We start from the raw sequence: 25,643 nt of genomic DNA on the forward strand, positions 1-25,643 counted from the left end.
AGATAATATGAGTAAAGCAATTATAAAATTCGTAAGACTTTCTCCTACAAAAGCAAGACTTATAGCAAGAGAAGTTCAAGGTATGAATGCCGAGCTAGCGCTTGCAAGCTTACAATTTATGCCAAATCGTGGTGCTAAATTTATAGCAAACGCTATTAGCTCAGCAGTAGCAAATGGCGGATTTGAGCCAGAAGAGGTTGTAGTAACTAGTTGCCGCGTTGACGCTGGTCCTGTATTAAAGAGATTTAGACCAAGAGCAAGAGGAACAGCGAGCAAAATTCGCAAACCTACTTCTCATGTAATGGTAGAAGTATCTAAACCTGAAAAGAAGGAAGCATAATATGGGACAAAAAGTAAATCCAATAGGTCTTAGACTAGGAATTAACCGCAACTGGGAATCTAGATGGTTTCCAACCAAACAAAGTCTTCCTGAAAATATCGGTGAAGATTACAAAATTCGTGCATTTTTAAAGAAAAAACTTTACTATGCAGGAATTAGCCAAATTCTAATCGAAAGAACGGCTAAAAAACTTCGTGTAACCGTAGTTGCAGCTCGTCCTGGTATCATCATTGGCAAAAAAGGTCAAGATGTTGAAAACCTAAAGAACGAAGTTAGTAAACTTATCGGTAAAGAAGTAAATGTAAATATCAAAGAAGAAAGAAAAGCTCAAGCTTCAGCTCAACTTGCTGCTGAAAACGTAGCTATGCAACTTGAAAAGCGTGTCGCATTTAGACGTGCTATGAAAAAAGTTATCCAAGGTGCTCAAAAATCAGGCGCTAAAGGTATCAAAATTTCAGTTGCTGGTCGTTTAGGTGGCGCTGAGATGGCAAGAACCGAGTGGTATCTAGAAGGTCGCGTTCCGCTTCATACTCTTAGAGCAAAGATCGATTACGGTGTAGCTGAGGCTCATACAACTTATGGAAACATAGGTATTAAAGTATGGATTTTTAAAGGTGAGGTTCTTCAAAAAGGTGTTCAACCTGAGAAAACTGAAGAAGAGGCGCCTAAGAAAACACGTAGAGCAAGAAGAGGTAAATAATTATGTTGATGCCTAAAAGAACGAAATTTCGTAAGCAAATGAAAGGTCGCAACCGTGGTTATGCGACTCGTGGAGCATCTTTAGCAACTGGCGAATTTGCACTTAAAGCTGTTGAGGCTGGTAGAATAAATTCTCGCCAAATAGAAGCTGCTCGTCAAGCTCTAACTCGTCACGTAAAAAGACAGGCTAAAATTTGGATTAGGGTTTTCCCCGATAAGCCACTTACTAAAAAACCTCTACAAACTCGTATGGGTAAAGGTAAGGCTGGAGTTGAAGAGTGGGTTATGAATATCAAACCTGGTCGTATAATATTTGAAATGGCTGGTGTTAGCGAAGAGTTAGCTCGTGAAGCTCTAACTTTGGCTTTACACAAACTTCCTTTCAAATCAAAATTTGTAACGCGAGAGAGTGAAAATGAAATATACTGAGTTAAAAGATAAGAGCGTTGCAGAATTAAACGCGTTGCTAAAAGAGAAAAAGGTGCTTTTATTTACTTTAAGACAAAAGCTAAAAACTATGCAGTTAAGCAACCCTAATGAGATTAGTGCTGTTCGCAAAGAGATAGCTCAGATCAACACTGCAATTAGTGCAACAAGACAAGGGGCGTAAAATGGCATTAAAAAGAGAAATTCAAGGTGTTGTTTTACAAAAAGCTGGAGATAAAACAGCTACTATCTTGGTAGAAAGACGCGTTATGCACCCAAGATACCATAAATTTGTAAAACGCTTTAAAAAATATTTAGTTCATGATGAGAAAAATGAGACAAGAGCAGGCGATACAGTTGTTGCGATCGAGTGCAGACCACTTTCAGCTCGCAAGAATTTTCGCTTAAAAGCTGTATTGGCAAAGGGAGTTGAGTAATGATTCAAAGTTTTACAAGGCTTGCAGTTGCTGATAACAGTGGCGCAAAAGAGTTAATGTGTATAAAAGTTCTTGGCGGCAGCAAAAGAAGATACGCTACACTTGGCGATATCATAGTTTGCTCTGTTAAAAAAGCTCTTCCAAACGGTAAGATTAAAAAAGGACAGGTTGTAAAAGCTGTTGTTGTAAGAACTAAAAAAGAGGTTCAAAGAGATAATGGTTCGCTAATCCGCTTTGATGAGAACGCAGCTGTTATACTTGATAGCAAAAAAGAGCCAGTCGGCACTCGTATTTTTGGACCAGTTGGACGTGAAGTTAGATATGCTAACTTTATGAAGATTGTTTCGCTAGCTCCGGAGGTTTTATAATGGCTAATGTAAAATTTAAAGTCAAAAAAGGCGATACTGTAAAGATCATCGCTGGTGACGATAAAGGCAAAACTGGTAAAATTTTAGCAGTTCTTGCAAAAAAAGGTCAGGTTATAGTTGAGGGATGCAAAGTAGCTAAAAAAGCTATCAAACCAAGCGAAAAAACTCCAAATGGTGGTCACGTAAATAAAGAGATGCCAATTGACATATCAAACGTCGCGAAAGTTGAAGGATAAGAGATATGAGTAGATTAAAAGATAAATTTAACGAAACTATCAAGCCAGCTCTCGTAAAAGAATTTGACATCAAAAATCCAATGCTTATCCCTGCGCTCGAGAAGATCGTGATCAGTGTAGGTGCTGGAGACTCTGCGAAAGATCAGAAAGTGCTTCAAAATATGGCTGATACCATTTCACTTATCGCTGGGCAAAAAGCGGTTATCACTGATGCTAAAAAATCAGTTGCTGGCTTTAAAGTTCGCGAGGGTTTTCCTGTTGGTATCAAAGTAACTTTGAGAAAAGAGCAAATGTATGCTTTCTTAGATAAGCTAATCAGCGTTGCTCTCCCAAGAGTTAAGGATTTCCGTGGTCTTCCAAAAAATGGCTTTGATGGACGTGGAAACTATAACTTTGGTCTTAGCGAGCAGCTAATGTTTCCAGAGGTTGAGTATGATAAAATTTTACGAACTCATGGTATGAATATTACGATTGCTACTACGGCTAAAAACGATAAAGAGGCATTCAAATTGCTAGAGCTATTTGGTGTGCCGTTTGCAAAAGGAAAGTAAAATGGCAAAGAAATCAATGATAGCAAAAGCTGCACGCAAGCCAAAATTTGCGGTTCGCGGCTATACAAGATGCCAAATCTGCGGTCGTCCGCACTCTGTTTATAAAGATTTTGGAATTTGCCGTGTTTGCCTAAGAAAAATGGCTAACGAAGGCCTAATACCTGGTCTTAAAAAAGCAAGTTGGTAAGGAAGAGAAATGTTGAACGATTTAATATCAGATGGATTAACACGCATTAGAAATGCAAGTATGAGAAAGCTTGAAACTGCGAAATTGCTTCATTCTAAGGTTGTTGAGGCTACTCTTTCTATCCTTGCAGCAAAAGGCTATGTAGAGAGCTACAACGTTATTGAAGAAGGTAACAAGAAATTTATAAACGTAGTTTTAAAGTATGATGAGTACGGCAGAAGCGTTATAAACGAGCTTAAAAGGGTTTCAAAACCTGGTCGCCGTGTTTATCAAGGCAAAGACGACATTAAGCGTTTTAAGAATGGTTACGGAACAGTTATCGTTAGCACAAGCAAAGGCGTTATGAGTGGTATTGAAGCAAGTAAAGCTGGCGTTGGCGGCGAGGTTCTTTGTACGGTTTGGTAATAAACTGCATTAAACGCTATTTAACCTTATGATTTTAAGGTTAAATTTTTTAGCTTGGTAAAATTTTAGATTTTGCCAAAGCTAAATTTAGAAATTCAAATGAAGGTTTCGTCAAATTTGACGATAAAATTTACGGCATTGTGGTGTTTATTCGTAAATGTAGGAACACCCTAGACAAGTAAAGGAAAAAAATGTCACGTATTGGAAAACAGCCTATCGCTATCCCAAGTGGTGTAGACGTTAGCGTTGAAAATAATGTCCTAAAATTTAAAAAGGGCAATCATATAAAAGAGCTTGACACAAAAGGTCATGTTGATGTCAAGGTAGAAAATGGTCATATAGTTTTTGCTCCAAAAGGCGAAGATCGCCAAAGTAGAGCTTACTGGGGAACATATAGAGCACTTGCTAACAATATCGTAACTGGTATCACTGCGGGATTTACTCGCCAGCTTGAGATCAACGGCGTTGGTTATAAAGCAGCTGCAAAAGGTAAAATTTTAGAGCTTTCTCTTGGTTTTTCACACCTTATCAACTATGAGCTACCAGCAGGCGTTGAAGCTAGTGTTGAGAAAAACGTTATTACTATCAAAGGCGATGACAAACAAGTAGTAGGTCAAGTGGCTGCTCAAGTTAGAGGATTTAGACCACCTGAGCCATATAAAGGTAAGGGCGTTAAATATCTAGAAGAACGTATTATCCGCAAAGCGGGCAAGACATCTAAGAAGTAAGGAGCGGTAAATGACAACAAAAGTACTAAAAAGAAAAATCGCTCTTAGAATTAAGAGAAAAAGAAGAATCAGAGGTAAAATTTCTGGTGTTGCAACTTGCCCAAGAGTTTCTATTTTTAAATCAAACAGAACTCTTTATGTTCAAGCAATTGATGACGTTACAGCTACTACACTAGCTGCGGTTGATGGTAGAAAATTAGGCATAAAAGCAAACAAAGAAGGTGCGGTCACTTTAGCTAAAGAATTTGCTAAGGCTTTAAAAGCTAAGAAGATAGATGTTGCAGTTTTTGATAGAAATGGTTATTTGTATCATGGCGTTATCGCAGCATTTGCTGAAGCTTTAAGAGAAAATGGCATCAAGCTATAACCCAAAGGAAAATCGATGGAAAAATATAATAGAGAAGAATTTGAAGAAGTAATCGTCGATATCGGTCGGGTTACAAAGGTTGTTAAAGGTGGTCGTAGATTTAGATTTACAGCTTTAGTTGTTGTTGGTAATAGAAATGGCCTAGTTGGCTTTGGTTATGGTAAAGCTAAAGAGGTACCAGATGCGATGAGAAAAGCGATTGACGACGCATTTAAAAATATTATCCACGTTAAGATCAAAGGCACAACTATCCCTCATGACGTAGAGGTAAAATATAACGCAAGTAGAATGCTACTTCGCCCAGCTAGCGAGGGTACTGGTGTTATCGCTGGTGGTAGTGCACGTCCTATTATCGAGCTTGCAGGTATTAAGGATATCCTTACTAAATCACTTGGCTCAAACAACTCAGCAAACGTCGTTCGTGCTACTATAAAAGCACTTAGTTTGCTAAAAAGCTAAGAGAAAGGAGTTAAGATGGCATTAGAAAAATTAACACCTGCTGCAGGTTCAACTCATGCAACCAAAAGAATAGGTCGTGGTCAAGGTAGTGGCAATGGCAAAACTGCTGGCAAAGGTAACAAAGGTCAAAGAGCAAGAAAAGGCTACAATGAGAAAAGAGGTTTTGAGGGCGGACAGCAACCACTTCAAAGACGTCTTCCAAAAGTAGGCTTTACTTCTAAATTTGAAAAACCTTATGTTATCAATGTTGAGAAGATCACAGCCATAAAAGAGCTTGCTGAAATTTCAATAGCAACAATAGCTAGCGTTCATAAAATTTCAAAGAGCGTTACTAAGATAAAACTAATCGGTGCAAGTGCAAAAGCTCTTGCTTCTAAGGTTAAAGACGAGAACGTTAGCGTTAGCGGAACAAAATAATGGATAAAACACTGACCAACAAGATTTTAATCACGTTGGCATTTTTGTTCGCATACAGGATACTGGCTTATGTGCCAGTTCCTGGTGTTAATGTCGACGTAATTAAAGAATTTTTTAATTCAAACAATAGCAATGCCTTGGGCTTATTTAATATGTTTAGTGGTAAAGCTGCTGAGCGTTTAAGTATTATCTCTTTAGGTATCATGCCTTACATTACAGCTTCGATCATTATGGAGCTTTTAGCAGCAACATTTCCAAAATTAGGTCAGATGAAAAAAGAGCGTGACGGTATGCAAAAGTATATGCAAATCATACGTTATGCAACCATCGTTATTACTCTTGTACAATCAATCGGTGTTTCTATCGGACTTCAAAGCTTAAGCGGACGCGGTGGCGAACAAGCTATCATGATAGATATAAATTTATTTATCGCGATCTCTGCTGTATCTATGCTAACTGGAACTATGCTACTTATGTGGATAGGTGAGCAGATCACACAGCGAGGCATAGGCAATGGTATAAGTCTTATCATCTTTGCAGGCATCGTCTCTGGCATACCTAGTGCGATCGGTGGAACTGTAAATTTAGTAAATACTTCTGAAATGAATTTCCTAACAGTCATCGCTATTTTGGCTATTATCTTAGCCACCATCGGTGCTATTATATTTGTTGAGATGGGTGAAAGGCGTATCCCTATTTCTTACTCAAGAAAAGTGATAATGGAAAATCAAAACAAACGTATAATGAACTATATACCGATCAAAGTAAATTTAAGCGGTGTTATTCCACCGATATTTGCTAGTGCGATTTTGATGTTTCCAAGTACGATTTTACAGGCTAGTACAAATCCGATCATCCAAGCTATCAACGACTTTTTAAGTCCAAATGGGTATATGTTTAACTTTTTAACATTTTTATTTATCATCTTCTTTGCGTTTTTCTACGCATCAATCGTGTTTAACACAAAAGATATAAGTGAAAATTTAAAGAAACAAGGCGGATTTATCCCAGGCGTTAGACCAGGTGAGAGTACAGCTAGCTATCTAAATGAAGTAGCTGGAAGGCTAACTTTAGGTGGTGCTTTATACTTGGGTATCATTTCAACGCTGCCTTGGGTACTTGTAAAGACCATGGGTGTTCCATTTTATTTTGGTGGCACATCAGTACTTATCGTTGTTTCAGTAGCACTTGATACTATGAGACGTATAGAAGCTCAGTCTTATACAAATAAATACCAAACTCTAAGCGCAGTAGGTCTATAAAATGGCTATCACGCTTAAAAGACCAGCTGAGATAGAGAAAATGAGAGCGGCGAACAAGATCGTCGCTCGAACTCTTGATCACGTTTCTACGATCATAAAACCTGGAATTTCACTTCTTGAAATAGATAAAATTTGTGAAGATATGATAAGGACTGCTGGGGCAAAACCTGCTTTTAAAGGTCTCTATGGCTTTCCAAATACGGCTTGTATAAGTGTCAATGAAGTGGTGATCCACGGAATCCCAAATGAGTATAAGCTAAAAGAGGGCGATATCGTTAGCGTTGATATCGGCTCAAATTTAGATGGTTATTTTGGTGACTCGGCTAGGACATTTGGAGTTGGTAAAATTTCAAAAGAAGATGAGGCTTTGATCGCTTGCTCAAAAGATGCGCTATATTTTGCGATTGATATCATAAGAGCTGGTATGCATTTTAAAGAAATTTGCTACGAGCTTGAGAAATTTATACTAGATAGAGGCTATGTGCCTTTACGTGGATATTGCGGTCACGGCATAGGCAAAAGGCCACACGAAGAGCCAGAAATTCCAAACTATCTTGATGGAAACAACCCAAAAGCTGGACCAAAGATAAAAGAGGGAATGGTATTTTGTATAGAGCCGATGATCTGCCAAAAAGATGGCACGCCAGTTTTAGGAAGCGATAACTGGAAAGTAACCTCAAAAGATGGTTTGAGAACCAGCCATTATGAGCATTGCATGGCTATAGTTAATGGCAAAGCTGAAATTTTAAGCCAAGCGTAAAATTTATAGCAAAAATTTAAAGAAAGGAGAGTTTGTGGCAAAAGATGATGTCATTGAGATTGATGGAAATGTTGTTGAAGCACTGCCAAATGCAACTTTTAAAGTTGAGCTTGACAACAAACATATAATTTTATGTCATATCGCTGGAAAAATGAGAATGCATTATATAAAGATAATGCCTGGCGACCGCGTAAAAGTAGAACTTACGCCATATAGCCTAGATAAAGGCAGGATCACTTATAGATATAAGTAAATTTAGCCTCTTGGCAAAAATATGCTAAGTAAATTTAAAGCTGGTTTTGGATAAAATCCAAGCTTTGCGAAAAGCTGTATGAAGAATTATTTTCAAAGTTCCCCACTTATTTTGAAAATAGTTGGTCTAAATTTTTTCTTTAGACCTGATGCAGCCCCTAAAAAAGTGGAATAAATTTTTAGGAGACTAAAATGAAAGTTCGTCCTTCTGTAAAGAAGATGTGTGACAAATGTAAAATTGTCAAACGTAGTGGCATAATTCGTGTTATCTGCGAAAATCCAAAACATAAACAAAGACAAGGATAAGGCATGGCACGTATTGCAGGTGTAGATTTACCAAACAAAAAGAGAATAGAGTATGGTTTGACTTATATCTATGGTATAGGTCTTTATAAATCTCGTCAAATCCTTGATGCAGCTGGAATTTCTTACGACAAGAGAGTTTATGAGCTTAGTGAAGATGAAGCGGCGGCTATCCGTAAAGAAATTCAAGAGCATCATATCGTTGAGGGTGATTTGAGAAAACAAGTTGCTATGGATATCAAAGCTCTTATGGATCTTGGAAGTTATAGAGGTCTTCGCCACAGAAAAGGTCTTCCTGTTCGTGGTCAAAAGACTAAAACTAATGCTAGAACCAGAAAAGGCAGACGTAAAACTGTCGGTGCAGCTACTAAGTAAGGCAAGGGTTAAAGGATAATAAATGGCGAAAAGAAAAATTGTTAAGAAAAAAGTAGTTAGAAAAAGCATAGCCAAAGGTATCGTTTATATCAGTGCAACATTTAACAATACTATGGTAACTGTAACTGATGAAATGGGAAATGCTATTGCATGGAGTAGTGCAGGTGGCTTAGGCTTTAAAGGTAGTAAAAAATCAACTCCTTATGCAGCTCAACAAGCAGTTGAAGATGCTCTAAATAAAGCAAAAGAGCATGGCATAAAAGAAGTTGGTATTAAGGTTCAAGGTCCAGGTAGCGGACGTGAAACGGCTGTTAAAAGTGTAGGAACTGTTGAAGGAATTAAAGTATCTTTCTTTAAAGACATTACACCTTTACCACACAATGGTTGTAGACCGCCAAAACGCCGCCGCGTATAATTAGAGAAAAATAGGAGAAATTATTATGGCTAGATATACAGGACCTGTTGAAAAATTAGAAAGACGTCTTGGTGTGTCTCTTGCGTTAAAAGGCGAAAGAAGACTTGCTGGTAAAAGTGCTTTTGAAAAAAGACCTTATGCGCCAGGGCAACATGGACAAAGAAGAGCAAAAATAAGCGAATATGGCTTACAACTTCGCGAGAAGCAAAAAGCTAAATTTATGTATGGTGTTTCCGAGAAACAATTTAGAAGATTATTTCAAGAAGCAGCACGCCGCGAAGGCAATACTGGTGCTCTTTTAGTCCAACTACTAGAGCAAAGATTAGATAATGTTGTTTATAGAATGGGCTTTGCAACAACTCGTCGTTTTGCTCGTCAGCTAGTAACCCATGGACATATTTTAGTAAATGGCAAAAGAGTAGATATACCATCTTATAGAGTTGAACCTGGCGCAAAAGTAGAGATTGTCGAAAAATCTAAAAACAATCCACAAATTGTTCGTGCGATAGATCTTACAGCGCAAACTGGTATTGTTGCTTGGGTAGATGTTGAAAAAGAGAAAAAATTTGGAATTTTCACTAGAAATCCAGAAAGAGAAGAGGTTATCATTCCTGTTGAGGAAAGATTTATAGTAGAGCTTTATTCAAAATAATAGAGGGTATAAAGATGAGAAAGATTACTACATCAGCTTATATGCCAACTGAAATTGAAGTTAAAAGTGTTAGCGAAAATGTTGCTAACATTACAGCATATCCTTTTGAGGCAGGTTATGCTGTTACCTTGGCTCACCCATTGCGTCGTCTTCTTTACACAAGCACGGTAGGTTTTGCTCCTATTGGTGTAAAGATAAAAGGCGTTAGCCATGAATTTGATAGTATGCGTGGTATGCTAGAAGACGTAGCTTTTTTTATTATAAATTTGAAAAAGATCAGATTTAAATTAAAAAGCACCAGTGAGCGCGAAGTTATAGAGTATAGCTTTAAAGGACCAAAAGAGATAACCGGGGCTGATCTAAATAATGATCTAGTTGAGATCGTTAACCCAGATGCATACCTTGCTACAATAAATGAAGATGCTGAGTTAAATTTTTCAGTTATCATTCAAAAAGGTATCGGATATGTGCCTAGTGAAGAGATTAGAGAAGAGATCGAAGATGACTATATCGCACTTGATGCTTTCTTTACACCTGTTAAAAAAGCAGTTTACGATATACAAAATGTCTTGGTTGAGGATGATCCAGACTATGAAAAGATTGTATTTACTATAACAACTGATGGTCAAGTTAGTCCGATAGAGGCTTTTAAAAATTGTTTAGAAGCTATGTATCAACAAATGTCAGTATTTAAAGGAATTTTAGATATTGATGTTAGTACTCCAGTTGCTAGCTCAACTGCAGGTGGCGAGTTTTCAAAGTTACTTTCTAGTGTAGAAGATCTAAATTTAAGCGCTAGAAGTTTCAACTGCCTTGACAAAGCTGATATAAGATTTATCGGCGAGCTTGCGTTGATGGACGAAAATGAGCTTAAAGAGCTTAAAAATTTAGGTAAAAAATCTCTTGAAGAGATAAAAGCGGTTATGGAAGAGATAGGCTATCCAGTTGGTGTCGATGTGTTAAAAGATAGCAAAGAGCAACTCAGAAAGAAAATAACCGAGCTAAAATCACAAATGAGTGCAAAAGAATAAAAGGACAATAGATGAGACATAAACACGGATATCGCAAACTTGGTAGAACGTCATCTCATAGATCTGCATTGCTTAAGAATTTAGCGATAGCTATCATCAAAAGCGAAAAGATAGAGACAACTTTACCAAAAGCAAAAGAGCTTAGAAGCTATGTTGAAAAGCTTATCACAAGAGCTAGAAAGGGCGATTCTAACGCTCACAGAGCAGTATTTGCTTCATTGCAAGACAAAGAGACTACAAATAAGCTAGTTACTGAAGTAGCTCCAAAATTTAAAGAGCGCAACGGTGGCTATACAAGAATCATCAAAACTCGCGTTCGCAGAGGCGACGCAGCCGAGATGGCTTATATAGAGCTAGTAGCTGAATAATTATTAGAGAGCTTCGGCTCTCTTTTTTTAATTTATTGAATATAAAATTCCATCACTTTTAAAATAAATCCTTCTTCTAAAAGGTTTCAAAAGCTATAAATTTCTTTAATTATCTACCAAAATTATTAACCAAAACCATAAAATTTTTAGTTAAAAGTTGTAAATCCTTTAATCTAAAATCATATATTTTAACTCTTTACCTTTGAACTCTATACTAAAATTTTATTTTATAAAGACGATATTCGTTTCAAATATCTTATAAATTTCAAAGGATTTGAGATGGTAGGTGGTGTAAATGGAGTTGGCACAAATTTTTATGTTGGCTCGCAAAGTAGTAGAGCGCAAGAGCTTGATACTAAAAATACTAAATCCAATATAGACAAAAATTCTTTAAATAATTTATCTAGCGGTTTGGTTGATGAGCAAAAAAGTCATACTGATACTAGAGCTGACTTAATAAAATTAAATGAAACAAATACAATGAAATTTCAAAAAAATAGCGAGAATCTAACATTTGCTAGCAATTTCTCGCTATCAGGCATAGCTGCTAATGGCAAGATAAGCATCTGGGGCAAGCTCATGGGATATGACAAACAAGTCAGCCAAGATGAGATAAATGATCTCAAAAATTTTATCAATCAGACCAAAGCACTTGGCTTTGGCAGAGCTCACGAAGAGATCATAGGATATTATTCAACAGATGTCGATCTCTTTGCAAAAGAGTATACATCAAAACTTGATGGCAACACACTTCTTGGGCTTGGTCACAAGAGCCATGTGGAAGGGTTTGAGATACTTGATAAGGACCTAAGCATAGATGAGTTTAAAGATAAGTGGATTGATTATGCACTTAGGCAGTATCTTGGCGAAAGAGTCGGTGTGGAGAGCATTACGATAGGCAAAAAGGCTATCTCCATGCTAACTAGCACTAATAAGCCGCCAATCGAGTACCAGACGCTACAAAGTATAAATTTCACTGATGAAGAGAGCAGACAGAGATTTCTTACGCTCATGAAAGCTGGCATGAAGAGTGGGACGGATTTTAAAGAGGTGGTAGAGGGCGTGCTCTCGCTTTATAATGTGCAAAATACGGACAAACTCGATGGCAACAAAGTCTATGCTTCAGTGATCGGACGAAGTGAGAAACTGGCTACTTACGACATCAATAAAGATGAGAAATTTGCCTATCTTAAGGAGCTAATGCAGCTTGAGAAAAACGGAGTTGATATACTAAAACTAATGGAAAAAGTGGAGCAAAAACAGAAATTAGATATAAAAGTGTAGGCTAAGTTTAGCTTTTTGCACCACCTATCTTTTATGATTTTAGCCATAAGCGGCTCTTTTTACTTGGTTTAAATTTTTAAATGATAGAATCTTGATTTCTATTATTAAAATTACGGAGAACTCGTGAGAAAGCTACTTTGGCTAAATCCCGTTGTAAAAAATATGTATGACTTCTCTGCGTTAAAAGAGCTTTTGCAAAATAAGGGCTTTAACATAGTGGAGTGCGAAAAAGATCATGTTCGTGATGTCAAAAATTCATATAAAAATTTATGCTCTAAAGGCATGGTTTTAGACAGTCGCTGTCCAAGAGCTGTAAATTTTATAAGATCAAATTTCAAAGAATTTTCAAATAATATTTCAAGCTTAAATCCCATTTTAATTGAAAGCGCCATTGAGCTTAGCTCGAAGCTAAAAGAAGATGAGTGGCTTTATATAACAACGCCTTGTGAGGACTTGGCTGAGCTTGGAAATTCTTTAAAATTAGAGCGAACTACATTTTTAACATGGAAAAATTTTAAAGAGTTAAACGATATAAATTTACAAATAAGTAAAATAGAATCAAGTCCGATCCCACCTGGATTTTTTGAAAATTTAGGCATAAAAACACTAAGCTTATGCAGCAAAGAAAAGATACAAAACGCATTTTTATATAAATTTAGCGAGCTTAAAAACTATCAGATCATCGAGCTTTTATACTGTGAAAATGGCTGTCACAATGGAGATGGGCTGTGATAGAAATTTTTAAAAAGAGCGTTTTGATCCTAGTGATCTTTGCCCTTTGGCAGGTCGTTTGCGAGCTAAAAATTTTCACACCTTATATCTTGCCAAGTCCTATTACGACACTTAAAACGATGTTTGACATGAGCTTAAGCGGTGAGCTAATAATGCATGTGATGATTAGCTTTAAGCGTATATTTGTTGGTTATATTTTGGCTTTTGTTTTGGCATTTGCTTTTGGCGGAGTGGCGGCGCTATTTCCAAAAGCTAGTATTTATTATGAGTGGATACTAGAGTTTTTTAGAAATGTTCCGCCACTTAGCCTTATTGCTATTTTGGTACTTTGGTTTGGTATAAACGAAACACCAAAAATTATAATTATCATCCTAGCATCGTTTTTCCCAATGTTTTTAAGCATTTCAAAAGGACTAACTAGCTGCGATGTGAAGCTTATTGAGGTTGGTAAAATTTTTTGTTTTAGTAAATTTGAAATTTTTTACAAGATCATCTTAAAAAGTGCGCTAAAAGATATCTTTGTCGGTATGCGCATAGGTTTTGGCTACGCGATGCGAGCGATTGTGGGAGCGGAGATGATTGCAGCTTCTAGCGGGCTAGGCTATCTCATACTTGACGCTGAGGAGCTTTCACGTGCAGATAGGATATTTGTAGGCATTTTTACGATTGGAATTTGCGGTGTGCTCATAGATAGGATATTTTTATTTTTGATATCTAAATTTAGCTTTTTGCGAAGCGAAAAATGATAGAAATTTTAAATTTATCAAAGCATTTTTTTATTAATGGCAAGCGTATCGATGTTTTAAAAGAGCTAGATTTAAGCATAAAAAAAGATAAGATCACCGTTATACTTGGTAGAAGTGGTTGCGGTAAAACGACTCTTTTAAGGCTTATTGCTGGACTTGAGGGTGTAAGCCTTGGTGAGATAAAATTTAAAGAGCAAGCAAAGATCGGTTTTGTCTTTCAAGAGCCTAGGCTCATGCCTTTTTTAAATGTCTATGAAAATATCGTATTTGCGCTTAAAAAGCATGAGATAGACGAGGCAAAGATAGATAGGCTCATATCAATGATAGGGCTTAGCGACTTTAAATTTGCCGCTGTTTCGCAGCTATCTGGCGGTATGAGCTCGCGCGTTTCTCTTGCTAGAGTGCTTGCGTACGAGGCAAATTTGATCCTTATGGATGAGCCATTTGCGGCACTAGATGCTTTTACGAGAGCCAGCATGCAGGCTGAAATTTTAAAGCTTCAAGCCGGTAAAACCATCATTTTTGTCACTCATAATGTCGATGAAGCCCTATATTTAGCAGATGAGATCATTTTGCTTGAAAAAGGCGGGATGAAATCAAACTATGACCTGTCAAATCTAGCTAAGCCAAGAGATTTGCTTTGCAATGAATTAATAAATTTAAAGCGTAAAATTTTAAGTGAAATTTAGCATTTTATAAAATGATAATTAAAACCAAAACGAAGCAAAAAGTTATATAATTTGGAAAATTTTTAAAGGAGCAAATATGAGAAAGTTTTTTAAGATTTTGTGTGCAGCCTCTTTGCTTTGTCTAGTCGCAAACGCAAGTGAGCTAGATAAGATCGGTATGACCTATGTCAAATCGCCACTAAACGTCCCTTCAATCGTCGATAAATTTAAAGGCTTTTATGCTAAATATTTTGGCGTACCGGTAGAGTACTCTGAGATAACATCAGGTGCAAAGCAGACTCAAGCTCTAGCTTCAAATTCGCTCCAGTTTCTAAACTGCGTGGGCGGAACTTCAGTCATACTTGCTGCGGCAAATAAAGCTGACATAAAGATCATAAGTGCCTATTCAAGAGCACCTGAAGCTTTTGCAATATTTGCTAAAGATAAAGGCATAAAAACCGCTAAAGACTTAAAAGGTAAAAAAATAGCAGGGCCAAAAGGTACGATATTAAATGAGCTTTTGGTTAGGTATCTTGCTCTTAGCGGTCTAGGCATAAATGACGTAGAGTTCGTTTCTATGGGCATCCCAGCTGCACAAGCTGCACTTGAAAATGGTAGCGTCGATGCAGCACTTCTTGCTGGACCAGCTGCTTATAATGCTAAAAAATCAGGACTTAGTGTTGTAACAACAGGCAAGGGCGTCATCACTCCAGTCATCGTTACTGCCACAAGCGGAGAATTTTACAAAAAGCATAAAGATATAGTTGAAAAATTTAAAAAGGCTCAAGATGAAATTTTGGCTTTTATGAAAGCAAATGAGGAAGAGGCATTAAAATTTACAGCTGAAGAGACTGGGCTTAGCATAGAGGCGGTAAAGAGTATGTATCCTCAGTATGACTTTAGTCCAAAGATCACGCCTGAAGATATAAAAGCACTTGAGGCTACGCAAGAATTTATGCTCGAGAGTAAGATGATTGAACAAAAAGTAGATATAAAATCGCTTCTAATAGATTAAACAAAAAGGGCGAAATTTGCCCTTTTGCCCTAAAACTAATAATCAGAAAATTTACTAAATTTTAGTTCACGTATTTAAAAATCAAAGCTGATTAGGTGTGTCAGAATGGTTTAAATTACAAAGCAAAATTAGCACTAAGCAAAAATATAGCCATTATTTTTTGCATTTTTATTTTGCTATAATAGCCCAAAAATTTAATAGGAAAAGATATGATCCCATTTAGCGATGAAGAACTTTTAAAACCAGTCAGTGCGAGTTTGCAAAAGGTATTACCGATGCTTGAAAATGATGGCGGTGGCATGGAGCTACTTGGCATAAAAAACGGCAAAATTTATGTAAGACTTACAGGGCATTGTCATGGATGTGCAGCTAGCACAACTACACTAAAATATGGACTCGAAAGACAACTTCGTATGGATATTCACCCAGAGCTTGAGGTCGTAAATATCCCGATCGGCGAGGAATTTGACATTGATAGATTATAAAAAAACAGGCATTAAATACTTCAAACGTTCTAAATTTAAAGAAGCGATCTTTTACTTCTCTCTAGCTTACGAAAAGACACAGGATAAAAATTTACTATTTTTGATACAAATTTGCTCCCTTGGCGAGAAAAATGCAGAGGAAGCAAAACTTTTATTTGACTATTTTATGGATAAACTAAGAGCTGGCGAAGATGATGAAGGAATGGATGAAATTTTAAAAATTTTAGAATCAAGATTGGCTAGCGATGAATATTTTGAAGAGCAAGACGCGATCAGCTACGAGGACTTTAAAAAGGCTGTTTATAAGGACGGGAGCTTCAAAAAGGTCTTTGAAAATATCATGTTCTCAACCAAGGTAATGATCTCAAACAAAGATGATTTTTTAGAATTTTTGGGAAATTTGATAAAAAATGACTTCATCGAAATGAGTATAAACTATCTTGAGAGTGCGGCGGTGATGTTTGGTGGCGATGAGCGCATAGATCAGCTTTTTAAAGAGATACAAAAAAGACAAAACGATGAAAATATCAGTAGAAAATAGCTTCATAACAGATGACTCAAACGAGTGCGAGCAGGGTGCATACTTTGTGCAAACTACTGCAAATGCAAAATTTGCAGAGGCAGCGGTAAAAAATGGCGCTAAGATAATCAGCCTTGAAGAGTGCAAGAAGCTTTTAAAAATCGATGAAAACTTAAAGATAGTCGGCATCACGGGCACAAATGGCAAGACCACAACAGCTGCGGCTATCTACGAGACCCTGCGAAATTTAGGCAAAAAATGCGGGCTAAGTGGCACAAGAGGGGCATTTATAGAGGGCAAGCAGATAGATGACAAGGCGCTTACGACGAGTGCCATTTTAAAGACGCTTTCTTACCTCAAAGCAGCTAGCGAGCAAGGCTGCGAGTACTTCGTGATGGAGGTTAGCTCACACGCGATAGCTCAAAAGCGTATAGAGAGCTTGAAGTTTGCTCTAAAAATTTTTACAAATTTGACTCAAGACCACCTCGACTACCACAAGAGCATGGAGGAGTACGCTAGGGTAAAGTCGAGCTTTTTTGATGATGATTGCATGAAGCTTATAAATGCTGATGATAATGGCATTAAATTTAACCCAAAAAACGCTTATACGTATTCGCTTAAAAAGCCAGCCAGCTTTGCGCCGGTAGTTTATGGGTTAAAGGACGGCATAGACGCGGTTATCAAGACGCCAAATGGTGATGTCGAGATAGACTCAAGCTTGCAAGGTGAGTTTAATCTTTATAACCTAATCGCCGCACTTGGCGCCGTTTGCCTGCTAGAGCGCCCAGACGCGGTCACACTTTCAAAGGCGATAAGTAAATTTAAAGGCGTGAGCGGCAGGATGGAGGTCGTTAGCACCGATCCGCTAGTCATTGTGGATTTTGCCCATACGCCTGATGGCATAGAAAAGGTGCTAAACTCGCTTAGACATCTAAATTTGATCGCAGTCTTTGGCGCGGGTGGCGATAGAGATAGGACAAAGCGCCCTAAAATGGGAGCGATATCCCAAAAATACGCAAGAATTTGCATCGTCACTAGTGACAATCCAAGAAGCGAAGAGCCAGAGAGCATAATCGATGAAATTTGTGCTGGCATGAGCCAAAACGAAAATTTGATACGAAACACCAACCGCAAAGAGGCGATCGCGCTAGCCATTAGCAAGCTAGAACCCGGCTGGGCGCTTGTCATACTTGGCAAAGGCGACGAGCCATATCAGGAGATAAAGGGCGTCAAGCACCCATTTAGCGACAAAGAAGTAGTAAAAAAGCTTTTAAAGAGGTAAAAATGAATATAGAAATTTTAGCTAGTAAGATCCATAGAGCCGTCGTAACAGACGCAAATTTAAACTATGTTGGCTCGATCAGCATCGGCGAGGAGCTTATAAAAGCTGCAAATTTGATAGAAAATCAAAAGGTTGAAATTTTAGACGTAAATAATGGCGAGAGATTTGCCACCTATGTGATAAAAGGTAAAAAAGGCGAAATTTGCCTAAATGGCGCAGCTGCGAGAAAGGTCTGCGTGGGCGATGTGGTCATCATCGTGGCGTATGCTAGTATGAAATTTAAAAAGGCTAAGAAATTTAAGCCAACCATCGTGCATGTAAATAACAAAAACGAGATCATAAAGGAGTAGGCGATGTTTGAGGGATTTGACTTTTCAAAGATGGGGCAGATGCTTGAAGATGTGCAAAAGCAAGCCAAGCAGATGGAAGAAGAGAGCAAAAATAAAGAATTTGGAGCAAAAAGCGGCGGCGGACTTGTAAGCGTGAGAGCAAACGGCAGTGGCGAGATACTTGATATCAGCATAGATGATAGCTTGCTTGAAGATAAAGAGAGCATGCAAATTTTGCTAATAAGCGCCGTAAATGACGTGCTAAAATCAGTTGAGGCCGATAAGAAAAACACCGCTTCAAGGATGCTTGGCGGCCTTGCTTCGATGGGGATAAAATGAGACTAAATTATAAATTTGCCCTTGCTTTTTTGCTATCAGCGCTTTGCCTAAACGCCGATCCTAGGCCTACGCAAGAGGACTTTAACGCCTGCTTTGAAAAGAATAAAAACTCAATCGTCTCGGTAAATAAACACTTTGGCGTGGCTATCACTAAAAATTTGATCGCAGTGCCAAAAAGCGAGGGAGCTCCACTTGGCGAATATGTCAAATTTGACCCATATTTGCAGCTTTTCTTAGTACGCTCTAGCAAGGAGTTAAGCCCTGTTGTGATGGCTGATGAGACCAACGAGGAGCGCATAAAAAAGAGCACTTGGGTTGGTATCTTAAATGACACGAACAACACAGTGATGGGACATATCAAGTCTTTAGGGCAAAATTTAGGCGACTTTGATACGCTAAGCTTCGAGTATAACGCGACTGGCGAGATAAATACACCTTGCTGCAAGATGATAGGCATAGCTGTTGGATCTGATAAATTTATACCAAATCGTTATTTGAAGCACTTTGTATCTTATGATGACGTCTATTACGGCGATATCGGCGTGAAGTTCTTGCAAAAAGAGGATAAATTTTTTGTAGGTCTTGTTGATCCTTTGGGCCGTGGCAAGATGATGATGGTTGATGACGAGCTTGTGAGTGTAAATGGCATCAAGCCAAAGAGCCTAAGAGAGCTAAATGAGATGGTGCTTTTTGCTCCAAAGGGCGCAAAGCTTGACATCATCGTGAAGCGCGATAAGCAAGAAATGCTCTTTCAAGTGCCAGTAAGTGGGGATATGAAATTTAACCAAAGCCTCGATGTAGACGCCCCTTCAAGCCTTGATATACCAAATTTCAACATCATGCCAAAAGAAGCGCAAACAATGCTTGATGATAAGGTTTTGGTGGATTATGGTATTACGGTGGATAAAAATTTAGTCGTTACAAAGGTCGAGCCAAAGTCGAATGCAGAAATTTTTGGCATCAAGACCGGCGATAAAATTTTGGGTTTTGATAAACAGAGCGTGAGTAGTCGTGAAGAGCTTTTAGAGAAGCTTGGTGAGTTAAAAAATTTTACGCTTCTATTTACTAGAAATGACTTTCAGTTTTTTGCAAGAGTGCCAAAATGAGCTTGCTTGATGACTTTGTAAAATTTCTAAACGCAAATTTGCCAAAGGCACCGAGCTTTCATCCTTACTACGAGGAGGCGCTTGGCGTTATGCTAAAGGCTGGAGGCAAGCACTTTAGGGCGCTTTTGCTTCTTGGCGTGGTAGAAAGTGTGGATAAAAGCCTCACGCAAAGAGCCATGAGAGTGGCTTTAGGGCTTGAGATGATGCACACCTACTCACTCATTCACGACGACCTGCCTTCGATGGATAACGCAAGCCTAAGACGTGGCACACCAACGCTTCACGTAACATACGACGAGACGACTGCCATACTTGCAGGAGATGCGTTAAATACGCATGCTTTTTATGAAATTTCACGTGCCAATTTGAGTGCTGAGACGCGTATAAAATGTGTGGAAATTTTAAGCGAAAATGCTGGCGTTAGTGGCATGGTGCTAGGTCAGGCGCTTGATTGTTTTTTTGAAAATACAAACAAAGAGGACATCAAAAGAGCAAAGGCTAAATTTGGACTCTCTGGCAAGATGCTAAACCTTGATGAGCTAGTATTTTTACACATCCACAAAACCGCAAAGCTGATCGCTGCTAGCCTAAAAATGGGCGCTGTGATAGTAAATTTAGACGAAACAGAGTGCGAGAAAATTTATGATATCGGCCTAAAGCTTGGCCTTGCTTTTCAGATACAAGATGATATCATCGATCTTACAAGCGACGAGTTAGTTGCTGGAAAACCCGTGCATAACGACCTAGCTAAAAACTCATTTACAAATTTGCTAGGTCTATCTGGCGCAAAAAAGAAAAAAGACGAGCTTATTTGCGAGATAGAAGAGGCACTAAATCAGATAGACTCTGGCATAGCAAAGATGATCTTAGAGCTTACAGACAAGCATCTAAGATAGTTGCGTAAATTTCGTAAATTTATATCACTTTTTAGACATTTTGGACAAAAATGCAAGGCAAGTTTTAATCACTTTTTTGTATAATCTAGCGCAATAAAAGGAGATCATATGCTAAAAAAACAAGCTGACACTATAAGATTTTTGTGCGCTGACATGGTGCAAAACGCTAACAGCGGACACCCAGGTGCGCCTATGGGTCTAGCTGATATTATGGTGGTTTTAAGCAACTTTTTAAAACACAATCCAAAAAATCCAAAATGGTTAAACAGAGATAGGCTCGTTTTTAGCGGTGGTCACGCCTCAAGTTTGGTTTATAGTTTTTTGCACCTAAGCGGCTACGATCTAAGTTTAGAGGAGCTTAAAAATTTTCGCCAACTTGGCTCAAACACTCCAGGACACCCAGAAATTCATACTCCAGGCGTTGAGGTTGCTACTGGCCCACTCGGTCAAGGCGTAGCAAATGCAGTTGGCCTAGCCATGGCAGAAAAATACGCTGCGAACGTGCTAAATGAGCCAGACAATAAAATAATCGATCATAAAATTTATTGCCTTTGCGGCGACGGCGACCTAGAAGAGGGCATAAGCTACGAGGCATGTTCAATCGCAGGAAATTTAAGACTAGATAACCTTGTGCTAATCTACGACTCAAATAACATCACGATCGAGGGCGACACAGCGATAGCTTTTAGTGAGGATGTAAAAGCGAGGTTTGAGGCGCAGGGCTGGGAGGTCGCGCGTATCGATGGACACGACTATGACCAGATCGAATTTGCACTTGAGCAAGCAAACGAGAAAGAGTCACCATATCTCATCATCGCAAACACACGTATAGCACGTGGTGCAATGGAGCTTGAAGGAAGTCACCACAGCCACGGCGCACCACTTGGCGAAGAGATCATCAAAAAGGCAAAGGCTACAGCTGGCTTTGACCCTGAGAAGAAATTTGCCATTGATGAGGACGTGCTTTTAAGATTTAGAGGTGCAGTTGAAAAGGGCGATCTTGAAGAAGCGATGTGGAACAAAAAGGTTGAGGCACTAAGCATTGAAGGCAAAAATCTACTAAACTCGCTTCTTAATCCAGACTTTAGTAAGATCGAATTTCCAGACTTTAGCGACAAAAAGCTAGCCACAAGAGATACAAACCATGTCATTTTAAATGAGATAGCTAAAAAACTACCTGGCTTTATCGGCGGTAGCGCTGACTTAGCTCCTTCAAATAAGACTGAGCTAAAGGGCATGGGCGACTTTCCAAATGGCAAAAATATCCACTACGGCATCAGAGAGCACGCTATGGCGGCCATCAACAATGGTATCGCTAGATACGGCCTTTTCTTGCCATTTTCAGCGACATTTTTCATCTTTAGCGACTATCTAAAGCCAAGTGCGAGGATAGCAGCGCTAATGGCCATAAAACACTTTTTTGTCTTCACGCACGATAGTATCGGCGTTGGCGAAGATGGTCCGACGCACCAGCCTATCGAACAGCTTAGCACATTTAGAGCGATGCCAAATTTCTACACTTTCCGTCCAGCTGACGGTAACGAAAACGCAGCTAGCTGGCAAGCGGCTCTAAATTTAAATGCTCCAAGTGCCTTTGTGCTTAGCCGTCAAGGCCTTGAGCCACTTGCAAAAGGCGAATTTGGAGAGGTGAGTAACGGCGCATATCTTTTAAGCTCGTCAAAAGATGCAAAGATCACATTTATAGCAAGCGGTAGCGAGGTTTCACTTTGCGTAAAAGCAGCCGCACTTCTAGCTGAGCAGGGCATCGGTGCAAATATCGTATCAGCGCCTTGTTTTGACCTACTTTGCGAGCAGCCAGATGAATACGTGGCTAGAATTTTAGATAAAAACACAACCATAATCGCAGTTGAGGTTGCAACTGGCCTTGAGTGGTATAAATTTGCTGATGCAGTTTATGGCATGAACAGCTTTGGCGCCAGCGGCAAGGCGAACGAGCTATTTGATCACTTTGGATTTACTCCACAAAAACTTGCAAATTTTGCTAGCGAACTTATATAAATTTAATCTTGGGGAGTAAAATCCCCAACTGCAATCTAAAATCAAAAAAGGCATTTTATGGAAATTTCTCATGTTATTGTTTTGGCCTTAGTGCAAGGCATAAGCGAATTTTTGCCCATTTCAAGCTCGGCTCATCTTATCTTGGTGCCAAAGCTACTTGGCTGGCCAGATCAAGGTCTTGCTTTTGATGTGGCAGTGCACGTTGGTACGTTAAGCGCGATACTTTTTTATTTTAAAGATACGATTTTTAAGCTACTTCGTGACTTTTTTGCCTCAATCGCACAACGAAAGATGGTAGGCGATAGCTTGCTTGTTTGGTGTGTCGGCTTTGCTACCATTCCAGTGGGGATCTTTGGGCTTTTATTTAACAACATTATCGAAGAATACGCAAGAAGCGGCGTTGTGATCGCTATTACTACGATCGTCTTTGGCATAGCACTTTACTTTGCTGATCTTCGCTCGACAAATAAAAGCGAATATGAAATGACCATAAAATTTGCGCTTATTATTGGCCTTGCTCAAGCTGTGGCGCTCATCCCTGGCGTCTCAAGATCAGGTGTGACGATGACAGCATCACTTTTTTTAGGATTTAGCCACAAGGGTAGTGCAAATTTCTCATTTTTGATGTCGATCCCAGTCATCATCCTGGCCGGCGGGCTCGAGAGTATCAAGCTCATAAAAGACCCAAATGCTCTGCCATGGAGCGACATCGCCCTTGGCGTCATCATAAGTGCTGTTAGTGCTTATCTTTGCGTTAAGCTATTTATGGGTATCATCTCAAGAATCAGGATGCTGCCCTTTGTCATCTACCGCTTGATTTTAGGAGCATTTTTACTTTATCTATTTTTGTGATTTTAAAGCTTTAAAAAGTAAAAGCCAAGTGTGGAGAAATTTTTTACACTTGGCAAGAATATTTAGCGTGAGTATCTTTCAGGAAAAATTTCAAGATAAGCTTGATAATTTAATCCTCTTTTTTATCTTTTTTAATAACATTTAACAGATCTTTTGCAGCTTGATAAGCCCTATCTCCAAATTTCTTGGCTTCTGATTTGATGTCAATTTGTTTGATGTCTTCAAATTTTTCATTGGCTTTTTTCTCAAGATTAGCGATCTCTTGTTTGATCTCTTCGATTTTGTCATTTGTATCAAAATTTAGCTTTAGCTTTTTACTCTTGTCGTTTAGCTCTTGCTTTAGGGCTTCAAATTTATTATTTGCCTCACTCATAAGCTTTGCCATGCCGTTTGACTTTAATTCTTCTATCCTTGAAATAATCTGCTCTCTTGCTTGATCGCTAATGCGTTTAAATTTTGCGAGGTTTGTATCTAGCTCGCTATTTATCACATTTTCGATTTCATTTCTTGCTACACCTTCAAATTCTTTTTCAAGTTCCCTAAGCAATGCTATAAATTCTTCATCAATATTTTTTAAGTTTAGTAGTTGTGAGTTTAGCCTAAGCTCATCTGGAGCAAATTTCGCCTCATCTTTAAGCTTTTCTATGGCTCTTAAAATGCCATCTCTTGTGCCACTTATCGCTCCACTTATCAGCTCTTTTGCAAAAATATGACCCTCATCTGCTAAATTTGCCGCTGCTATGATGATGTTTTTTGAAATTTCAAGTATTCGCTCTTTGCTAAACTCTCCTCCAATTATCGCAACATAAGTCATATTTTTAGCTATCGCACCAGCTGTTTCCTCGACATCTTTCGCACCTTCAAGAGTTGTCAAAAATGCGATTTGAGCGCTCTCTTTTAAGATACCAAGAAGTCTTGTTTCTCTAATGATCGCATTATTTAAAAGCTCTAAAATTTCCTTTTTTTCACTAAAATTTCTATCTTTTACGACTTCTTCAGCTGCTTCAAATGAAATTTTGAGCCTATTTTTTATCTCTTCACGTTTTGCTTCTATTGCACGGTTTAGCTCATCTTTTTTATCAAGTAGCTCGTAAAGTGTCTTTTCTTCAGTGCCGACAATGGCCTGATTTATTCCCTCCATGGCACTTTTTAGATTTTTTGCGTTTATGAGATCTTCTTTGTTCATTTTGTCATAAAGCTCATTCATTTTAGCCTTTAAAATTTCTGGCAAAGCATTTATATCTTTGTTTGCAGCATCTTGAAAGAAGTTATTGCAAAGAGCTTTTATGCTTATTAATAAGCCATCACTGCTTTTATAATCATGTAAATTTTGTTCTAAATTGTTCATATCTTTTACCTTATAAAACGTATTTTGCTTCGTGTTTTAGTACTGAAAATATCTCTAGCCTCTCTTCTTCGCTCAAAACTAGTACGGCTAGGTCATAGCTTGCGTACTTTTTATCTTTGCTAAATTTTGAAAAGACTAGCTTAAATTCTCTATCTTTTACTATCTCTTTTACCTTTTCTTCTACATTGACATCTGCGTCAAATATTATTTTGTATTCCCAATGCGTTGGGTAATCAATTTTTGCTTTTTTGTTATTTAGATCGCATATACTCGCCACTTTTTCCTCCTGTTTTACTCTCTAACACGATATTACTTATTTCCATGCTTTTATCTATAGCTTTTACCATATCATAAATGGTCAAAAGTCCCACACTAACGCCAGTTAATGCCTCCATCTCAACGCCTGTTTTGCCCTCTATTTTTACACTCACATAAAGCTTAAAAGCGCAAATTTCAGGCAGCTCCTCGATATCACAATCCACACCTAAAATAGCTAGTGGATGGCACATCGGGATTAACTCACTTGTCTTTTTTGCACCCATTATCGCAGCAACGACAGCTGTTTGGATGACCGGGCCTTTTTTGCCAGTGTTTTCTTTTATCGCTCTAAAGGCCTCTTTGCTCATCTTGATGATCCCGCTAGCAGTTGCTACTCTTTTTGTAGGATCTTTTGGGCTCACATCGACCATTTTTGGACGATCTTTCTCATCTAAATGCGTTAGCATTATCTCTCCTTTTTTGGCGGATTATAGCCTATTTAAACAAATTTAAATTACCAATGGCTTTAAGCTAAAAATATATCAAACACATAAAATTTAGCTTTTTACTTAAATGCTGAGAAAAATTCTCATTACTTAATATAATTATCTAATTTAAATAATTTTTTTAATAAATTATTTATAATTTAATTTTTAATGCATAAAATACCTAAAATGAAGAGTTTTATAGATAATAAATTTTATTAAAACTATATTAGTATTGATT

Annotated in this window: 40 protein-coding genes; 37 read left to right on the top strand and 3 right to left on the bottom strand. The window is 38.2% G+C overall.

Annotation, left to right across the window (positions count from 1 at the left end; genetic code table 11):
* Positions 1-7 precede the first annotated feature (7 nt).
* The 37 genes from rplV to CYP54_RS06215 all read left to right on the top strand — a co-directional run bounded on the left by rplV (position 8) and on the right by CYP54_RS06215 (position 23,311).
* Entirely contained in the window at positions 8-340 is a 333-nt protein-coding gene (rplV, locus tag CYP54_RS06035; protein ID WP_009295259.1) for a 50S ribosomal protein L22, read from the top strand.
* A 1-nt stretch (position 341) separates the two neighbouring features.
* Positions 342-1,040: a 30S ribosomal protein S3 gene (gene rpsC, locus CYP54_RS06040; RefSeq protein WP_002941650.1), complete on the top strand. Its 699-nt coding sequence runs from the start codon at positions 342-344 to the stop codon at positions 1,038-1,040.
* Between the two features lie 2 nt (positions 1,041-1,042).
* Positions 1,043-1,468 (top strand): 50S ribosomal protein L16, encoded by a 426-nt coding sequence (gene rplP / locus CYP54_RS06045; protein WP_021091116.1) that lies wholly within the window; start codon positions 1,043-1,045, stop codon positions 1,466-1,468.
* Positions 1,455-1,649 (top strand): 50S ribosomal protein L29, encoded by a 195-nt coding sequence (gene rpmC / locus CYP54_RS06050; protein WP_002941625.1) that lies wholly within the window; start codon positions 1,455-1,457, stop codon positions 1,647-1,649. The genes rplP and rpmC overlap by 14 nt, the downstream gene beginning before the upstream one ends.
* A gap of 1 nt (position 1,650) precedes the next feature.
* The gene (gene rpsQ / locus CYP54_RS06055) at positions 1,651-1,902 is read left to right on the top strand and encodes a 30S ribosomal protein S17 (protein ID WP_021091107.1); all 252 of its coding nucleotides are present in this window, start codon (positions 1,651-1,653) and stop codon (positions 1,900-1,902) included.
* Positions 1,902-2,270 (top strand): 50S ribosomal protein L14, encoded by a 369-nt coding sequence (rplN, locus tag CYP54_RS06060; protein WP_021091075.1) that lies wholly within the window; start codon positions 1,902-1,904, stop codon positions 2,268-2,270. The genes rpsQ and rplN overlap by 1 nt, the downstream gene beginning before the upstream one ends.
* Positions 2,270-2,506, top strand: coding sequence for a 50S ribosomal protein L24 (gene rplX / locus CYP54_RS06065; RefSeq protein ID WP_009295260.1), 237 nt, complete (start codon positions 2,270-2,272; stop codon positions 2,504-2,506). The genes rplN and rplX overlap by 1 nt, the downstream gene beginning before the upstream one ends.
* 5 nt (positions 2,507-2,511) lie before the next feature.
* Positions 2,512-3,057, top strand: coding sequence for a 50S ribosomal protein L5 (gene rplE, locus CYP54_RS06070; protein ID WP_002941643.1), 546 nt, complete (start codon positions 2,512-2,514; stop codon positions 3,055-3,057).
* Between the two features lies 1 nt (position 3,058).
* A complete protein-coding gene (locus CYP54_RS06075; RefSeq protein ID WP_002941532.1) occupies positions 3,059-3,244 on the top strand; it encodes a type Z 30S ribosomal protein S14 in 186 nt (61 codons plus the stop codon).
* A 9-nt stretch (positions 3,245-3,253) separates the two neighbouring features.
* The gene (gene rpsH, locus CYP54_RS06080) at positions 3,254-3,649 is read left to right on the top strand and encodes a 30S ribosomal protein S8 (protein ID WP_021091129.1); all 396 of its coding nucleotides are present in this window, start codon (positions 3,254-3,256) and stop codon (positions 3,647-3,649) included.
* A gap of 191 nt (positions 3,650-3,840) precedes the next feature.
* Positions 3,841-4,377, top strand: coding sequence for a 50S ribosomal protein L6 (gene rplF / locus CYP54_RS06085; protein WP_054197279.1), 537 nt, complete (start codon positions 3,841-3,843; stop codon positions 4,375-4,377).
* 10 nt (positions 4,378-4,387) lie between these two features.
* The gene (rplR, locus tag CYP54_RS06090; RefSeq protein ID WP_103604568.1) at positions 4,388-4,744 is read left to right on the top strand and encodes a 50S ribosomal protein L18; all 357 of its coding nucleotides are present in this window, start codon (positions 4,388-4,390) and stop codon (positions 4,742-4,744) included.
* 15 nt (positions 4,745-4,759) lie between these two features.
* Positions 4,760-5,203, top strand: coding sequence for a 30S ribosomal protein S5 (gene rpsE / locus CYP54_RS06095; RefSeq protein ID WP_002941646.1), 444 nt, complete (start codon positions 4,760-4,762; stop codon positions 5,201-5,203).
* 15 nt (positions 5,204-5,218) lie between these two features.
* Positions 5,219-5,620, top strand: a complete 402-nt coding sequence (rplO, locus tag CYP54_RS06100; protein WP_103604569.1) for a 50S ribosomal protein L15 — start codon at positions 5,219-5,221, stop codon at positions 5,618-5,620.
* Positions 5,620-6,882: a preprotein translocase subunit SecY gene (gene secY / locus CYP54_RS06105; protein WP_103604570.1), complete on the top strand. Its 1,263-nt coding sequence runs from the start codon at positions 5,620-5,622 to the stop codon at positions 6,880-6,882. Before rplO ends, secY begins: the two co-directional genes overlap by 1 nt.
* Before the next feature lies 1 nt (position 6,883).
* Positions 6,884-7,642 (top strand): type I methionyl aminopeptidase, encoded by a 759-nt coding sequence (map, locus tag CYP54_RS06110; RefSeq protein WP_103604571.1) that lies wholly within the window; start codon positions 6,884-6,886, stop codon positions 7,640-7,642.
* Positions 7,643-7,676: 34 nt separating this feature from the next.
* A complete protein-coding gene (gene infA, locus CYP54_RS06115; protein ID WP_002848031.1) occupies positions 7,677-7,895 on the top strand; it encodes a translation initiation factor IF-1 in 219 nt (72 codons plus the stop codon).
* Positions 7,896-8,086: 191 nt separating this feature from the next.
* The gene (gene rpmJ, locus CYP54_RS06120) at positions 8,087-8,200 is read left to right on the top strand and encodes a 50S ribosomal protein L36 (RefSeq protein WP_002941545.1); all 114 of its coding nucleotides are present in this window, start codon (positions 8,087-8,089) and stop codon (positions 8,198-8,200) included.
* Positions 8,201-8,203: 3 nt separating this feature from the next.
* The gene (gene rpsM / locus CYP54_RS06125) at positions 8,204-8,572 is read left to right on the top strand and encodes a 30S ribosomal protein S13 (RefSeq protein WP_002941610.1); all 369 of its coding nucleotides are present in this window, start codon (positions 8,204-8,206) and stop codon (positions 8,570-8,572) included.
* Between the two features lie 22 nt (positions 8,573-8,594).
* Positions 8,595-8,987 (top strand): 30S ribosomal protein S11, encoded by a 393-nt coding sequence (gene rpsK, locus CYP54_RS06130; protein WP_021091081.1) that lies wholly within the window; start codon positions 8,595-8,597, stop codon positions 8,985-8,987.
* Between the two features lie 25 nt (positions 8,988-9,012).
* On the top strand, positions 9,013-9,639 hold the full coding sequence (rpsD, locus tag CYP54_RS06135) for a 30S ribosomal protein S4 (protein ID WP_054197275.1): 627 nt from the start codon (positions 9,013-9,015) through the stop codon (positions 9,637-9,639).
* Positions 9,640-9,653: 14 nt separating this feature from the next.
* A complete protein-coding gene (locus tag CYP54_RS06140) occupies positions 9,654-10,670 on the top strand; it encodes a DNA-directed RNA polymerase subunit alpha (RefSeq protein ID WP_103604572.1) in 1,017 nt (338 codons plus the stop codon).
* A gap of 11 nt (positions 10,671-10,681) precedes the next feature.
* Entirely contained in the window at positions 10,682-11,038 is a 357-nt protein-coding gene (gene rplQ, locus CYP54_RS06145) for a 50S ribosomal protein L17 (protein ID WP_002941584.1), read from the top strand.
* 279 nt (positions 11,039-11,317) lie between these two features.
* Positions 11,318-12,322: a Cj0814-related protein gene (locus CYP54_RS06150; RefSeq protein WP_103604573.1), complete on the top strand. Its 1,005-nt coding sequence runs from the start codon at positions 11,318-11,320 to the stop codon at positions 12,320-12,322.
* Positions 12,323-12,445: 123 nt separating this feature from the next.
* Positions 12,446-13,054: a hypothetical protein gene (locus CYP54_RS06155; protein WP_103604574.1), complete on the top strand. Its 609-nt coding sequence runs from the start codon at positions 12,446-12,448 to the stop codon at positions 13,052-13,054.
* On the top strand, positions 13,051-13,800 hold the full coding sequence (locus tag CYP54_RS06160; RefSeq protein ID WP_103604575.1) for an ABC transporter permease: 750 nt from the start codon (positions 13,051-13,053) through the stop codon (positions 13,798-13,800). Before CYP54_RS06155 ends, CYP54_RS06160 begins: the two co-directional genes overlap by 4 nt.
* Complete coding sequence (locus tag CYP54_RS06165; RefSeq protein WP_103604576.1) at positions 13,797-14,489, top strand: ABC transporter ATP-binding protein; 693 nt, start codon at positions 13,797-13,799, stop codon at positions 14,487-14,489. The genes CYP54_RS06160 and CYP54_RS06165 overlap by 4 nt, the downstream gene beginning before the upstream one ends.
* 76 nt (positions 14,490-14,565) lie before the next feature.
* A complete protein-coding gene (locus CYP54_RS06170; protein WP_103604577.1) occupies positions 14,566-15,483 on the top strand; it encodes an NrtA/SsuA/CpmA family ABC transporter substrate-binding protein in 918 nt (305 codons plus the stop codon).
* Positions 15,484-15,692: 209 nt separating this feature from the next.
* Complete coding sequence (locus CYP54_RS06175; RefSeq protein WP_021091089.1) at positions 15,693-15,968, top strand: NifU family protein; 276 nt, start codon at positions 15,693-15,695, stop codon at positions 15,966-15,968.
* Positions 15,955-16,509, top strand: coding sequence for a histidine kinase (locus CYP54_RS06180; protein WP_103604578.1), 555 nt, complete (start codon positions 15,955-15,957; stop codon positions 16,507-16,509). Before CYP54_RS06175 ends, CYP54_RS06180 begins: the two co-directional genes overlap by 14 nt.
* Complete coding sequence (locus tag CYP54_RS06185; protein WP_103604579.1) at positions 16,487-17,770, top strand: UDP-N-acetylmuramoyl-L-alanyl-D-glutamate--2,6-diaminopimelate ligase; 1,284 nt, start codon at positions 16,487-16,489, stop codon at positions 17,768-17,770. The genes CYP54_RS06180 and CYP54_RS06185 overlap by 23 nt, the downstream gene beginning before the upstream one ends.
* A gap of 2 nt (positions 17,771-17,772) precedes the next feature.
* Positions 17,773-18,120 (top strand): aspartate 1-decarboxylase, encoded by a 348-nt coding sequence (panD, locus tag CYP54_RS06190; protein ID WP_002941539.1) that lies wholly within the window; start codon positions 17,773-17,775, stop codon positions 18,118-18,120.
* Positions 18,121-18,123: 3 nt separating this feature from the next.
* On the top strand, positions 18,124-18,438 hold the full coding sequence (locus tag CYP54_RS06195) for a YbaB/EbfC family nucleoid-associated protein (RefSeq protein ID WP_002941513.1): 315 nt from the start codon (positions 18,124-18,126) through the stop codon (positions 18,436-18,438).
* Positions 18,435-19,544, top strand: a complete 1,110-nt coding sequence (locus tag CYP54_RS06200; RefSeq protein WP_103604580.1) for a DUF7488 domain-containing protein — start codon at positions 18,435-18,437, stop codon at positions 19,542-19,544. The genes CYP54_RS06195 and CYP54_RS06200 overlap by 4 nt, the downstream gene beginning before the upstream one ends.
* Positions 19,541-20,440 (top strand): polyprenyl synthetase family protein, encoded by a 900-nt coding sequence (locus CYP54_RS06205; protein ID WP_103604581.1) that lies wholly within the window; start codon positions 19,541-19,543, stop codon positions 20,438-20,440. The genes CYP54_RS06200 and CYP54_RS06205 overlap by 4 nt, the downstream gene beginning before the upstream one ends.
* Positions 20,441-20,548: 108 nt before the next feature.
* Complete coding sequence (gene tkt, locus CYP54_RS06210) at positions 20,549-22,459, top strand: transketolase (RefSeq protein WP_103604582.1); 1,911 nt, start codon at positions 20,549-20,551, stop codon at positions 22,457-22,459.
* Positions 22,460-22,516: 57 nt separating this feature from the next.
* Positions 22,517-23,311, top strand: coding sequence for an undecaprenyl-diphosphate phosphatase (locus tag CYP54_RS06215; protein ID WP_103604583.1), 795 nt, complete (start codon positions 22,517-22,519; stop codon positions 23,309-23,311).
* Positions 23,312-23,420: 109 nt separating this feature from the next.
* Here CYP54_RS06215 and CYP54_RS06220 read toward each other — a convergent pair whose 3' ends face one another.
* From CYP54_RS06220 to moaC, 3 genes are read right to left on the bottom strand one after another with little or no spacing between them, the layout of a single operon-like run.
* Positions 23,421-24,659: a hypothetical protein gene (locus tag CYP54_RS06220; RefSeq protein ID WP_103604584.1), complete on the bottom strand. Its 1,239-nt coding sequence runs from the start codon at positions 24,657-24,659 to the stop codon at positions 23,421-23,423.
* A 10-nt stretch (positions 24,660-24,669) separates the two neighbouring features.
* Positions 24,670-24,936, bottom strand: coding sequence for an HP0495 family protein (locus CYP54_RS06225; protein ID WP_103604585.1), 267 nt, complete (start codon positions 24,934-24,936; stop codon positions 24,670-24,672).
* Positions 24,911-25,387 carry a cyclic pyranopterin monophosphate synthase MoaC gene (gene moaC / locus CYP54_RS06230; protein WP_180382178.1) on the bottom strand — a complete coding sequence of 159 codons (477 nt, stop codon included), beginning with the start codon at positions 25,385-25,387 and terminating at the stop codon, positions 24,911-24,913. Before moaC ends, CYP54_RS06225 begins: the two co-directional genes overlap by 26 nt.
* Between the last annotated feature and the right edge of the window lie 256 nt (positions 25,388-25,643).

Origin of the sequence: Campylobacter concisus, assembly GCF_002914005.1 — a bacterium.
GTDB classification, from domain to species: domain Bacteria; phylum Campylobacterota; class Campylobacteria; order Campylobacterales; family Campylobacteraceae; genus Campylobacter_A; species Campylobacter_A concisus_N.